12 protein-coding genes are annotated in these 13,421 nt (G+C 53.0%); 7 read left to right on the top strand and 5 right to left on the bottom strand.

The annotated features are described in order from the left end of the window. Window positions 1–418 precede the first annotated feature (418 nt). Complete coding sequence (locus AC2FJ6_RS12500) at window positions 419–1,567, top strand: P-loop NTPase family protein (protein WP_480833392.1); 1,149 nt, start codon at window positions 419–421, stop codon at window positions 1,565–1,567. 194 nt (window positions 1,568–1,761) lie between these two features. Here AC2FJ6_RS12500 and AC2FJ6_RS12495 read toward each other — a convergent pair whose 3' ends face one another. Next, window positions 1,762–2,277, bottom strand: a complete 516-nt coding sequence (locus AC2FJ6_RS12495) for a hypothetical protein (protein ID WP_496669229.1) — start codon at window positions 2,275–2,277, stop codon at window positions 1,762–1,764. A 211-nt stretch (window positions 2,278–2,488) separates the two neighbouring features. On the opposite strand from AC2FJ6_RS12495, the gene AC2FJ6_RS12490 reads away from it, so the two are divergent. From AC2FJ6_RS12490 to AC2FJ6_RS12465, 6 genes are all read left to right on the top strand, one after another. Further along, window positions 2,489–2,713: a helix-turn-helix domain-containing protein gene (locus AC2FJ6_RS12490; RefSeq protein ID WP_480833394.1), complete on the top strand. Its 225-nt coding sequence runs from the start codon at window positions 2,489–2,491 to the stop codon at window positions 2,711–2,713. Between the two features lie 216 nt (window positions 2,714–2,929). Continuing rightward, a complete protein-coding gene (locus tag AC2FJ6_RS12485) occupies window positions 2,930–3,664 on the top strand; it encodes a PDDEXK family nuclease (RefSeq protein ID WP_480833396.1) in 735 nt (244 codons plus the stop codon). Continuing rightward, window positions 3,661–5,799, top strand: coding sequence for a TnsB C-terminal domain-containing protein (locus AC2FJ6_RS12480; RefSeq protein WP_496669227.1), 2,139 nt, complete (start codon window positions 3,661–3,663; stop codon window positions 5,797–5,799). The genes AC2FJ6_RS12485 and AC2FJ6_RS12480 overlap by 4 nt, the downstream gene beginning before the upstream one ends. Continuing rightward, window positions 5,792–6,784: an ATP-binding protein gene (locus AC2FJ6_RS12475; RefSeq protein ID WP_496669225.1), complete on the top strand. Its 993-nt coding sequence runs from the start codon at window positions 5,792–5,794 to the stop codon at window positions 6,782–6,784. The genes AC2FJ6_RS12480 and AC2FJ6_RS12475 overlap by 8 nt, the downstream gene beginning before the upstream one ends. Then, window positions 6,781–8,661, top strand: coding sequence for a TniQ family protein (locus AC2FJ6_RS12470; RefSeq protein ID WP_496669223.1), 1,881 nt, complete (start codon window positions 6,781–6,783; stop codon window positions 8,659–8,661). Before AC2FJ6_RS12475 ends, AC2FJ6_RS12470 begins: the two co-directional genes overlap by 4 nt. Before the next feature lie 88 nt (window positions 8,662–8,749). Then, on the top strand, window positions 8,750–9,100 hold the full coding sequence (locus AC2FJ6_RS12465) for a hypothetical protein (RefSeq protein WP_496669221.1): 351 nt from the start codon (window positions 8,750–8,752) through the stop codon (window positions 9,098–9,100). A gap of 195 nt (window positions 9,101–9,295) precedes the next feature. On the opposite strand, the gene AC2FJ6_RS12460 is transcribed toward AC2FJ6_RS12465, so the two are convergent. The 4 genes from AC2FJ6_RS12460 to AC2FJ6_RS12445 form a co-directional block, all read right to left on the bottom strand. Beyond that, entirely contained in the window at window positions 9,296–10,066 is a 771-nt protein-coding gene (locus tag AC2FJ6_RS12460; protein ID WP_237217125.1) for a VOC family protein, read from the bottom strand. 4 nt (window positions 10,067–10,070) lie between these two features. Next, on the bottom strand, window positions 10,071–11,153 hold the full coding sequence (rsgA, locus tag AC2FJ6_RS12455) for a ribosome small subunit-dependent GTPase A (RefSeq protein WP_171181864.1): 1,083 nt from the start codon (window positions 11,151–11,153) through the stop codon (window positions 10,071–10,073). 550 nt (window positions 11,154–11,703) lie between these two features. Beyond that, window positions 11,704–12,513, bottom strand: coding sequence for an NAD-dependent epimerase/dehydratase family protein (locus AC2FJ6_RS12450; RefSeq protein ID WP_480823967.1), 810 nt, complete (start codon window positions 12,511–12,513; stop codon window positions 11,704–11,706). Further along, window positions 12,501–13,403 (bottom strand): hypothetical protein, encoded by a 903-nt coding sequence (locus tag AC2FJ6_RS12445; RefSeq protein ID WP_496669219.1) that lies wholly within the window; start codon window positions 13,401–13,403, stop codon window positions 12,501–12,503. The genes AC2FJ6_RS12450 and AC2FJ6_RS12445 overlap by 13 nt, the downstream gene beginning before the upstream one ends. Window positions 13,404–13,421 lie beyond the last annotated feature (18 nt).

Below are 13,421 nucleotides of genomic sequence, written 5' to 3'. Positions count from 1 at the left end.
GACAAGACACAAAGAAACGGTGCTGACCTAGTCAGCACCGTTTTTCTTTTTGCTTAGTTTTGGGTCGCAAATCCACCCGAAATCCCGTGTGCTCGACAATCCATAGTGTGTTGATCCTGCCTTTAACCTTCCGAACAGCAGTTTCGCTTTGTCTTCTCCCAAACTCCTGGGCAGCTGGGCGATGCAAACGTGTTCTCTAGCGAAACTGCTGTACGGCGTAGTTTTTGGCGATAGCGGTTGGCAATGTGCCGCTTGACCTTCTTTGTTCGACAACGGATAGTGTGGATGGCCTAGCGCGTAGGCCGGTGTGCCCGCCATGCGAAGCAAAGCAGCGCGAATTTACTTTTTTGGATACCATGCCGTTGGCAGGGTCCGATAAGCAGCGGGCACCTTTTCGGATCCAGTTCGGATATGGATCATGAAACCGACACATTCACTAAAAAAACTGAAAGAACTGTCAAAGCGCTATGCACGAGCGCAACAGGTTCCTTTACACGAAGCACGTGACTTTGTTGCCAGGCATCTTGGGTTCCCACATTGGAACGACGTCACAAGGGAGCACAGAACAGGTTGGCTTCCAACGCAGGCGCAACTGTCGAGCGTAGAAAGCCTGCTCATAAACTCTCTTCCTGGAGATGAAGCTGGCCGACCCAAACATGGCTCTTATATTCAAACCTCGATTTTCGAAAACGATGTTCAACACGGAAAGATCGACGGGCACGAATACCAAATCTCAGTTTCACTGGGCGATGTTCATTTGTACGGGACAGGATGGCACCTTCACGTACCGGAGGCACCGAACAAGGCACCTCGCCTTGAGATCGCTGCGCAGATCGAACAAGAGGCACCCGTTCACGAACCGCAGTTTCAGAAACAGGCACTTAGTATTGCACTCAAACGTGCGGAACAGGTTCGTGCCGGTATTGCGTCTGACTGGCCGAGACGGTCTACAAAACCTGACAAAGAAGGTGTCGTCCGTCATCCGATCAGTGGCGCTGAATCGAATAAATGGTATTGCCTGCATTGTGACTCGTCGATGACGGGCAATCAGATTGCGAAGAGCCTTTGGCATTGCCCAACTTGTGGCGCTTCTCCACTCGATATCCACGAGAATGCTTGGTGGCCTAAAGACGGAGATGCGCGACCTAAACCAATAGCGGACAACGACATTCCTAAGAGGCCTGATCTAGTTGTTGATGTCAGAGACACGCGGCTGAAATTAGAGCTTGATCCAGAAAAAATTACACTTTTGATCCGAAGCGCGCTTGTAGAAGATGCTTCAAACGCAAGCGAGCGTTTGGGGGCACTGTTTGCAGAAATATCCGTTGATGAAGACAACGATGTCTGGATCACCTTTGATGAAGACCTTTGGCCGGAGTACAAGGAACCAGTTTCTGCTCTGAAGGTAGCGGCTCTTCTCGGAATCAATGTTGAGCAAGAGCTATGCCTGCGGGAGTTGCCTTTTGCTTGGCCGGGGTTGGGCGAGCACACCTCCAGTACCGTTGAGTACACTGAAATGATGCTCAAAGCTTACGCCAGCCAGCGAGCAGATAAATCTACTGAATAGCCAAGATAGACAGACAGAAGGCTGTTGAGAATGCTCCGCAGCCTTCGCCTTATGAAAGCCAATTGCAGAATTGGTCAACTTCGGTTCTTGGGAAGCTGCGCTGCTGCGCAAACGTTAGCGTCGAATGACCGGCATGGGCCGAACCAAGAGTTTTCTAAGTTTGCTGGTATGCCCTTGAGGTGCACACGACAAACCTACGGTGGCCGTGATGATTTTGAGAGTTTTCTCGGTCGACCGTTATAACCCACGATTAGCTTTTCGCCCTCAAGCAGATGCAGTGCCGTTTTCCAATGGATTTTGAATTCTCGCGCCACCCTGTTGATTATCTGGGTCTCTATCCAGATGCGGCGCAGCTTTTGTTTTGGCACTTTTGGTTTACGAACCCCGCGCCGCACTTCGAAGCCGCGTTCCCTAAAGAGCCTGGAAAGCGTTGCTGGCTTCATCCCGTTTGCGTTGGCAATATCTGAGCAGGTATTTCCCTTTTCATATTGCCTATAGAGGCGTTGAACATAGTCGACGCCAAGCAAGTCCAGGAGCCGTCGCACAACCAACGGGCTAATTCCGAGCCGCGCGGCAAATTCCTTATGGGTTTTACTTTGTCTAAGCAAAGCGAGGATTTTGCGGCGCAGGTACGGCTGCCACGCATTTGGCGTCTCTCTCAAGAAAATAGTCGGAACTCTGCCGCACTTTATTTCGACTACTGTGTTCAAGCCTTACCCAGTTCCTTCAACGTCAGATACCTCGATTTGCGTCTCTTGGCGCAAAGCCATCGGCGTTTCAGCAGCTTAGCTGATTGTCTTCCGACATGGCATTGAAACTTTGGGGCATGAAAGTACAACTTATTACTAATAAACAATAAAAATGACATCTGCGAGGTCGTTTGGTAGATTTCGGTAACCGGAATCAGTCGGAACATTTGACATGACAGAGAATCTGATTGTCGATCTCGCCAAACATGAGCAGATCAAGTGTGACCTTCGGCTTAAGGGCAGTTCACTGGCTAAGCTGAGCCGTGACATCGGTCGTTCCATCAGCTCAGTGTCTACTGTGTCGCAAGGATACAGGCGCTCCGACTACGTACAGAAAGCCATAGCAGAAAAGCTTGGGACAACACCTGAGGCTCTGTGGCCGGAACGCTATGGATAACGGAGGTGCCCAAATATGAGCTAGCAACAACCTCATAGGAAGGAAAGAAAAAGGCCTCGCAAGCCACTACACCGCGAGACCTTTTATTCTGTATCGATACGTAACCGATACACCTTCTTCCCCCGCCATGATCGCAAAGTCAACTGTTTCGTCGTCGCTTTTGGCGATGAGGTGGCTTGGCTTTGCCCAAGGAACACCAAAAGAAGGTGGAGAGGCATGATCGGCCCAAGCTGGTCGGCGCTCCAAATCACAGACATGAAAGATGATGAGTTCACATTAACGGGCGAGATGTCGCCTGAGCCCAGCCGTGCGACACGGAGTATTTCGCGACGATCCAAGCACAGCTCTAGAGGCGGGATAGTTGTTGACCTGCCGGGAAACAGACGCCCAAGGATCGTGCATTTTGAGAGCAAGTTGGAACAGCGCGTCTTGTTTCTGTACTTGGCCAATCATGATGTCGTCGACATTTGGGAACAGCCGCCGTTCATCAGATATCGAGATGAGTCTGGAAAGCGAAAGCACCACTTCTTCGATTTCCAGGTAGTACTTGGAGATGGTCGTCGCCTGGCGCTCGCCGTAAAGCCATGGAAAATTGCCCAGAAGAGCGGCTTCCCCCGCGAGTTGAAGCGAATTCGTGCAGCAACGCCCAAGGAATTTGCCGACGAAGTTGTGCTTGTGACCGATAGGCACTTCACCCGTGCCGAAGCACTCAACGCGCAGCGTTTTGTTGAATTTTCAAGATCACGAAATTCCGACCACCAAAAACGTCTTGAAGCCCTTGTCAGAGACAACGAATTTCCGAGGACAGTTGGTGAGCTGTCGCAGATGCTGAACTTGGGTGGCCACGGTTTCCGTGCCGTGGTGATCGCTATCTATGAGGGCTTGCTCAACACTGACAAGAGACACCTGATCGATCTCGATACTTTGGTGTGCAGTGGAGGTTTGAAATGAAACTTCCCCTCAGAGTGACTGTAAATGACCGATTGTCCGTTGATGGGCGCGAGCACCGCCTCACCGAAAAAACCGAACTGGGATGTCATTTTGAAGCCGTTGATGAGCCCGCCCATGTTCTTTCTCTCACCTTCGATGAGCTGCATGATTTGTTGAGAAGACCCAATGTAGAGTTCGAGCCTGGATACTTCCTTTTGCAAAGTCAGAAAGCTCGGATGAGCGCTGGTTTGGACACCCTTGCAAGTATGCCTGAGCATCTATGTGAAATCGTCAGTTGGCGTAGCGCTTGGGTTGATGCTTTTTTGCAGTTCCAGTCATCTGGCGAATTGAAGCGCACAGACGAATCCATCGTGCGTGCGATGCCCTCGCTTGAAGTGCATGTGAACAGGCAAATGCGCGCAGCTCAGAGAAAGTGGCGCAAGCCACGGGCTGGGAACGAAAGCAAACTCAAAGATCCACCGAGCCCCAGAACACTCCGTGAATGGGTCAAGAGATTTGAGAATGCTGGGTATTCGCCATTTGGATTGGTTCCTCAGACCCATAGGTGCGGCAATCGGAGCCCAAGATTCTGCTTAGAAGCCTCTCGACTGATGGGTGAGTGCATTGAGGGCTATTTGACTCGAGATCAAGCAAAAAGGGGCAACGTAGTAGAGGACTGCATCAGGCGTTTCACCGAAGTAAATGCTGAAAGGCTGGTTGAGGGAAAACCTGAGCTTAGAACTCCTAGCAGCCGGAAAGTTGAGCGAGATATCGCAAAACTGGATCCCTATTTTACATGCGTCCAAAGAGAAGGTGTTGATGCCGCGAACCGGGCATTTGCGCTTTATGAAGAAGGGATTGACGCAAGCTATCCGATGGAGCGGATTGAGATCGACGAATGGTGCGTTGATCTGATCACGATCCTGGCCGAACGTGGCGCGCTGGATCATCTGAGCCCGGAGGCGCTTGCTAAGCTGGATCGTGGGCGTCGCTGGCTCTATCTCGCAATCGATTGTGCCACTCGCTGCGTCGTCGGAATGCGCCTCTCAGCCAAACCTAACCTGACCGATGCGGTGTTATTATTGTCTGATGTTACGCGCGACAAAACAGATATGGCAATTGCTGCAGGCTGCAAATCGACTTGGCATCATTATGGCGGACTAAGCTCTGTCGTCACAGACTTGGGTGTTGCGTTTGTAGACTCTGGTTTTCGCCAGGCCGTCTTCGAAGCTCATGGAATTGTTGAGACTCCACGTGGCGGCCTACCTCACCTGCGCGCGCGGGTGGAACGTATTTTTCGAACTTTCGGGACGTTGTTAATGCCGCGTCTAGCTGGACGAACGTTTTCCAACACCAGGGAACGTGGCGACTATCCTTCGGAAGAAATGGCGTCTCTCACTGACGATGTCTTAATGGAATTGCTCATTAGGTTTGTTGTGGATAGGTATCACAACCTGCCGCATCGCGGCTTGAACGGCGAAACACCGAACAATTGCTGGAAACGTCTCGCTGACAAGGTAGGCATTGTTCCGATCCTCGCAGAAACGACCCGACGCAGGGCATTCGGTGTGAAACAGAACCGGAGTGTTAACGGCAAAGGTGTCCGCGTGTTCGGTATCGACTATACTTGTGCTGAATTGCGCAACTTCCACCTGCATAGCCGCGAAACGCACGTGGATATCAAAGTTGATCTCAATGACCTTGGTTGGATCATGGTCCAGATCGGTGACAATTGGGTTGTCGCACAAGCTCTGCAAAAACGGTTTGAAGGCGTGTCCTACGAACAATGGGAAGCCGCGGCGCGTGAATTGCGCCAAAAACACAAGGCTGAGGCCGCTTTACATGCGCAGACAGTATCCGATGCCTTGGATGCCATTATCCAACGAGATGCTGAAGAGCGGCGTAGATTTGGCGCAGTATTAAAGCGTCAGACGCCTGCGGGATTAAAACGAGCGCGAGAAGACTTGTTCGTGGGATTGAGCATCAAGTCAGGTGATCCCGAAGGGTTTGAATTACCACCAGAGCCGGACCTATTTGGGTACCTGATCCCGTTTTCAGACGAGCACCAAGAAATCTCAGAAACTTCAGCAAATGACATCCAAAACTCTTCTGAGGAGCAACCCAGAGCTTCTACTTGGAGGTTCGAGGATGATTGATAAACACAAAGTTAATTCCGACGATATTGACCTTCAAATTGCTGAGTTGCGCAGCGCTTTTGTGTCTCACCAAGCGTTTCAAAATCTCGAAATGATCTTCGACCGTCATCTCCGTCGAAGGAGGGCGGCCATCCGATTGGGAAACCGCAGTGAAGCTCGGGGCATTGCGCTTATTGGGGCCTCTGGTAGTGGGAAATCCACGGCTGCTGACCGTTTGTTCGACAACCACCCAAGCCTGATCCTGCCGACTGAAGGGCAAGACGTGGCGGAAGTGATCCGGCTTCAGGTGCCATCGCCAGCCACTCTAAAGAATGTTGGCGCAACGATTTTGTCTGGTCTGGGTTATCCGCTCGCTCGGGACAAATCTGCTGCAATCATCTGGACGCAAGTCCGCCAGTTTCTCCAGTTGCGTCGTACACTGTTTGTGCATCTGGACGAGGCACAAGATCTTTACATCAGCAAGGGGATCAAAGCCCGCAATGACGTAGTGAACACACTAAAATCTCTGATGAACGACAAAGATTGGCCGGTGGGCTTGGTGCTTTCCGGGACGCCAGATCTGATCAAGATGATCAATTCCGATGTGCAACTCAAAAGGAGAATGGATGTTGTACATTTGGACGCAGTAAGCTGGATTTCGCATGAAGCTGAAGTCAAAGGTCTTTTTGCGGGGTTTGTTTCAAAGGCTGGTTTGGGGAATGACGTTGAACTAGGCGAGGATGCGTTTTTGAAACGTTTAGTTCACGCCGGTGGAAACGAGTTCGGTCTGATCATCGATATGATCCTCTGCGGTATTGAAGAAGCACTCTACGTGGAGTCCGATCAACTCAAGCTGGCGCACTTTGCTGAGGCATTCCGGCGAAAGTCAGGCTGTATTCCGGCGTTCAATCCGTTTCTTGCCGAAGACTACCGCACTATCGACGTCAAAGCCGTGATGGGGTGGTTGGAATTGAATGATCCCTCGAGTAGCGGAGCGAGAATATGAAAGCACAGCTTGCACTGACTCTGCCTCATCATCACATGGAAACCCCTGCCTCTTATGTCGCCCGCCTGTCACGTCGCAATCTTAGTGTTACAAGGGAGTTCTGTTCAGATCTGGGTCTGAGATGGCCACATATCTGCTCGGCCCATCCGGATCAGCTTGAGCGGCTGTCACAACTGGCTGGAGTGTCATTTGAAGCGTTGGAGTTGGTGGCGGCCAGATTGGTTGGCCCCTGTCGGTACCGCGTCGGGCATTCCTTTGCCACCTCCGGTTCGTTCCGCCGGGCTACCACCCGGATTTGTCCGAGATGTATTGTGGAGGCCATGGAGGCTTCTGGCCCCGAGAACGCGTTTCAACTTCTTGAGTGGTTGGTGCTGCCGATCAAGACCTGTGCCAAACATGGCGTACCGTTGCTCCAGCTTCCCAACGCGTCGCATGCGCATCTCACTTACGACGTGGTTGAGCAAGTGACGCGTCACCAGGATCTGATCTTTGAGGCCGCTCAAGACGCAACAAATCTTGGGCGATCTTCGTTTGAAACCTACTTGAGCCGCCGAATTGAGTTTGGGGTTGCTGATGACTGGTTGGACTCGCTGGAGCTGACGCATCTTCATCAGGCCGCTCTGACATTAGGTATGGCGATTGCTATGGACCGGGGCGTCTACCGTTCGGACTTGGACTTCGAACAAGAGCGTGCTTGCATGTCGGCTGGTTTCGAGGTTTTGAAGAGTGGGCCGGAAGCCCTGAAATCTGAGTTGGAGCGCGCCAGGCGCCGGTCTTCTTCTAAGCGATCTTATTTCACGACAGATATGGGCGAATTCTACACCTGGCTTAAGGAAACTGAGGAGGACCCGGCGACAGCAGTCCTCAGAGCTTGTGTGCAGGATTTTGTGCGTGAAAACTATCCGCTGCAGACCGGCGCAAAAGTTCTGGGTACGGAAATCTCAGCGCCCAAACTCATCACGCTTGAACGCGCGCGGGAGCTACATGGGGTCGGCGAGGTTCGAGTGCGAGGTATTCTCGCCCATCTTCGCGGTATAAATGCGAGCGACCTGTCATACATGAAAGATGTCAGCCATGAGGATCTGGCTGCCGTGCTCGACTTCTGGTCTGGGTTGCAGAATACCAAATCCACCGCGGTCCAGCTGAATATCCATCCGGTCCATGTTAAGGCACTGATCCGGCATAATGTTCTGGAAGCTTATCGTTTTGGAACGTCTCTTCGCTATGTTCCATCGTCCTCAGTACAGACCTTGCTGACTAGGCTTGAAGGCCTGCGTATTGCCTCTCGGGCACGTCATAGGTTGACCCTCTCGGAGTACAGCCGACAGAGCAGGGTGGCCCTGGCTCGCGTTGTCGCCGATTGGGCAGCAGGCCGACTGACCGGCGTTTGGAAAGATCCGGACGTAGAGGGGTTGGCTGGAATCCTTATCGACTGCGCTGAGATCCTGGAGAAATCGGAGCGCGTGTTTTCCGGCGACCTGTCGCTTCTGGATGCGGCGGCGCGCTTGAGAATTAGCATCGGGTCAATTCGGCTATTGCGGGATTGTGGATACCTGAAGCAGGTAAAGCTGCGAAACCCGGACACGCAGCACTATCGTTACTACATCACTGAAGAGAGTATTCAGGCTTTTGAAAAACACTATGTAACGCTGGGCCAAATGGCAGAACAGTTTGAGATCGCCGCGATCCATTTGGGTCCGGCACTGGATCGCAGAGAAGTTGAGACAATCCCCTGCGAGGCTGGGTTTGTTCGTGCGTACCCGAACGAGACACGGGACGTGGTTCGGGAAATGACGATGGGGGGAAAAACTTCGATCCAAACAGACTGTCTCCACGACAGTTGGAACCAAGATAAGCAGGCGGCGGAGAAAGGTTGATGCTCCGCCACACATGCTCATCGGTATAAGTGGCGGTTTATCGATTGGGGCAACTACGTTGAACTGCTGTACTGCGAGGTAAAGAAACATGACTAGCAGTCGAAGAGATCTTACTGAACGGCTTCAACCAATATGGGAGGCCGTAGGCAAGCTGGGCGCGAATAGTCCCGAGCTTAATCTAAAGGCCTATCTCGATGAGATGTGGAGCGAAGACGAAACAACTACTGTTTCTTTGAGGACTGGAAAGGGTCTGGCTCGACGAGACGAAAAAATTGCGGAAGATATTGAGGCCCAATTCAAGATGATTGCGGTCGCCTTTGCCACTGGAGAATTGGATGAGATTGACCGCGTAGTTAACTACCTAGCGTTCATACGTCGCATGAAAAAGCAGGGTGTTTACGAAATTGGACACTGGAGCGATGAGGACCCAGATGGGTGACGATGTAACTAGAAGGTGGTTCACGTAACACCCGTTCAGCAATGTCCAATGGCTTTTATCTAAGGCCTTCCCTCCGAGAACTCAAAACCTGACATTTAGGCGGGACGCGGCGAATGGCTCGAAGGAGCCCTGAGTCACGGATGCTGCAGAGCGGGCAAATGTCCGCTCTGCAATTCCTGTGAAGAATTTGGCAAGCTAATAGAGATTCGTTGTCTGCTTAACGCCGAGAGCAAACGGCGCACCGTTTGGATCACACAGGATGGGGCTATCGGCTTGAACGGTTTCATTATCATTCACAGAAGCCAGACGCGCCCCTTTGGTTTCGGCAGCACGGGAGGCATCGGAGACTGAAGCAACCTTGATGCAAGGAACCCAAGATGCGTTTGAGGCAGTTGACCAAGTCGCGGCATGCTGGATTGCAACAAGTTGGCCCTGAGGCTCGAGGAGGGTGACGCAATCCTTGCCCCGCTGGGGAGAAACCTGCCATCCGAAGAGTTCGATGTAGAACGCTTGCGGAAAGTCATTCCCGTTGCTGACATACACTTCAGGGCCGAACTGCCTTTGCGGTACGGGGAAAGTGTGCCGAGACAAAGAAATCCCCACTAGAGCACCGAGCGGATCGCGGACGAGCGCATTGCGACCGACACCCGGCACCTCGAATGGCTCCCGAACGATCTTACCTCCGAGTGTACCGACGCGGTTGATCGCTATGTCCACATCGGGAACTTCGATGTAAGAGATCCAGCCATTTTCCTGCTCCAGGGGCGTCTCAATCAATCCCGCACCCGCTTCGTCACCGGAAAGGGCAAGGACGAAATCCTGCTCGCCGCCACCCCATGCAAAATCCGATGCCCGCTCGACTTCATACGTCCAGTTGGCGACGTGCTGGTAGAATGCCATCGAACACGCCCTGTCCGATGTGAAAAGGTCATGCCATACGAATTGACCTGCTTTCGACTGTGTCATCGTCTTACTTCCTGACATCTTTGAGCTTTTTGACACCGCGGACCATCTTCCCGAACGCCTTGTCGCGCGACCTTCGTTCCGCAAGACTCGCGGAATTGAAGGCGTCTTCGGCCATGAGCTTGCGCCATCTGCTAAGACGACCGCCATCAAGAGCACCCTCATCGATAGCCTTCAGAACAGCGCATCCCGGCTCGGATTCGTGCTGGCAGTCCCTGAATCGACACCGCACGGCCAACTCCTGAATGTCGGCAAAGAGATCATCAATGCCGTCAGCTGCATCGGTGAGCTGCAATTCCCGCATACCCGGGGTGTCCAGTATCAGACATCCATTGGGCATTGCATGGAGCTCGCGCCGCGTTGTCGTATGCCGCCCCTTGGCGTCGTCCTCGCGAATAGATTGGGTCTCGATGGATTGGCTCTGGAGCAATGCATTGGCTAACGTCGATTTCCCAACGCCAGATGAGCCGAGAAACGCCACCGTCTTGCCGGGCCTGCACCAAGAAGTCAGTTTTGTCCGGGGCGCGTCTCCGCGGGCGTCAAGTGCGACCACATCGATCATGTCCGACACCGTGCGGGCCGTGTCGATGTAGCTTTGCGAGTCCGTCAGGAGGTCGGTCTTTGTGACGACGATGACAGGCGTGATCCCTGCCTCAAAAGTGAGAGCTGCATAGCGTTCCAGCCGGGCCACTTTGAAATCCTGATTGCAGGACGTGACGATAAAGGCGGTATCAATGTTCGCCGCGATCAGTTGTTCCTGCCGGTCGGTTCCGGGCGCACGCCGTTTGATGAGGCTCGTGCGCTCTAGAACCCGACTGGATCGCGGGCGCAAAGGATCCAGCATCAGCCAGTCCCCTACAGTTACATCGGCTCTGGGAGGAAGTATCGTATCGATGCCGTCACCGAGGGCGTGCAGGCCATTGCGATGCACTTCGACAATTCGAACGGGCGGTGTCACCGACAAATCTTCTACGCTGATCTGCTGGGCGAAAAACGGTTGCCATCCCAATGCCTGAAGAGGGTTGAAGTCGGAGTGTCTTCCGGCGTTGCGTGCGCGAAGCGGAAGGAAGTCTGAGTAATCCCTTATCATAGGGTGTCACTTTCATGTCTCTGGCCCACGTCTGATCTGGGCGCTGTTGGTGAGAAAAAAGTTTGCACATCAAAACTCACCGTCGGCCATAATGTGACGGTGTTTCTTCAGATGTTGAATGTGCTCCGGGAGGCGCGCTGCCTCCCTTCCTTACCGGGACATGAAATCTCCATTTCAGATTATGTGCACATAGGATGAACGCGTGCACAACACAACAGTTGACGGCTGATTTGGAACTCTTCTTCAGTTACCGTAGCAGCAATTCAACAGGAAAAAGACTATGTCAGCTTTGTCCGCGAGGCAGCCTTTCGTACTTGTTCCACTGAACGGTCATCACTCAACCAGAGATCGCTTCACATAAAACCGCTTCAGCGATGTGCGCAAGTCGTCATCGAATCATCAAACATCCAATGGTTGCGGAATCTGGCGCTCGTTATGTCGCTCTCCGTCTACCGCGAAGCAGACAAAGCTGACCTTTTCAGCGCTTACTTCGATGCGAGGTTTCGTAAACTGGATGCGCAACGCAACAACAATGCTCGGATCTTGTACTCTACCAATCCGGGAAACGTGTCGCGAAAAAGCTGGGGAGTCGGACTGTAAACAGCCGCTGCAGCATGGATCTCAAGGAAATGCCCAATGTTATTTTTGCGGGGCTTCCATCCTCTGGAGAGTAGCCAATCGTTTGTCGTGTTTCGGTGATATCCCAGCGCATACCTGGGTTATCTGACATTAGGTTTAGGGCTGCGAAGGAAATATCCTTGGCATCTATTGCGGCGCGCATTCCGCTTAGAAAGTCCCGATCACTCAACCACATTTCCTGACCCCACCGGCCCATCGCCATGTGTGTGCCGGGTTGGTTGCCGTGAGTCCATTGCGTCCAGCCGATGCGCAAGCAGATGACCGATAGTCCGTGATGCTCGGCGAAGTAGGCCCCTGTCCGTTCACAGAATAACTTTGACATGCCATAGGCGTTTACTGGCCCTGGTGGTGTCGCGCTGTTGAGCACCTGATGCGTGAACCTTTTGTCGCCGTGAACCCAGTTGGAGCTGGCAAGAACCACGCGCCTGACGCCCATGGCTGCCGCATGGTGATAGAGAGAAAGCGTTGCATCCATATTGTGTTTGATCGCGGAGGCCCAAGTGGCGGAGGGCTCTCGGTCACCAGCTAGATGCACGATAACGTCCACTCCCTTTAGCAAACTGACCCAACTGCTGTCGTCGGACAGGTCTGCGGTGTGAATGTCGGGATGATCAACGGGGCGAATGTCGATGCCAGAAACGGTGTAGTCGGGGTCGCTTTCTAGCGCGTCAAAAAGTTTGCGGCCGAGATGCCCACCAGCGCCTGTAATCAGGACATGCATGACAGGAATTCCTTGTTGTTTGCGAGTCCCAATGGCATTTGGGATGCATCTTCCTCCGCCAAGACGCGGAACGTCTGCCGAAAATTCAGCGTCTCATTCGGTGCGAGGTTGCGTACCGGGGAGTGCCACTCCGCTTCGCAATAGGCGTAATCGCCCGAGTTAAAGACCTCAAACGGATAGTCGTGTGCAAATTGATCGCCCTGTTGAGATTCTGGTACTGAACACATCAGCAGAGGGCCATCAGCGCCGCACCGCGCCACTGTACGTCCGTTTGGGTTCGGTAGCCCGACCTTGAATTCCTGCTGTCTGTTGCAATCCACGACAATGCTTTTGCCGTGCGTAGCTATCATCCCTTCGGAAGAGCCAAAAACAGGATAAAACGCGGGGTCTTCCAACCCGACACCGATCTTGGCAGGGGTGTTAAGCATCATGACTGACCAAATGCCGGTGAGGCGAGAGGAGGTCCCATGGTTGACCACGATGTGTTCTATTTCCCAGGTTTCCGCCGAGGTCAGCGTGATGCGGCGCGACACTGACAAGTGCGAGGTCGGGCATACTGCGCTGGTCATGTCGATACGAGTGCTGCTTCTTGAAGTGATCTGGTAAGAGCCGCTGTCCAACACGGGAAACGGAGCGCCGTTTACCCAGGATGCATCTGGGGCGATCCACGTCTTCTCTCCGCCCCAGAGCGGAAAACCAAATTGTGGAGAGCGTGTGGGCAGATCAGTAAGCCGTGTGTCATCGACATCCAAACCGTCGAGATCTGCGTTCTGAAATAGGAGGGAGCGACCTTGGAAGTATATATCCCATAGGCGGCCCCCGATGCCGGGCAGGAGTGTCAGTTGCAGATCGTTTTGCTGCAGGTGAAGAACGCTCCATCTGTCCGACATGTACCCCCTCCTATCGGG

It is taken from the genome of Ruegeria sp. CDSA089 (genome assembly GCF_059612205.1).
This window is presented reverse-complemented; position numbering and strand designations above follow the sequence as displayed.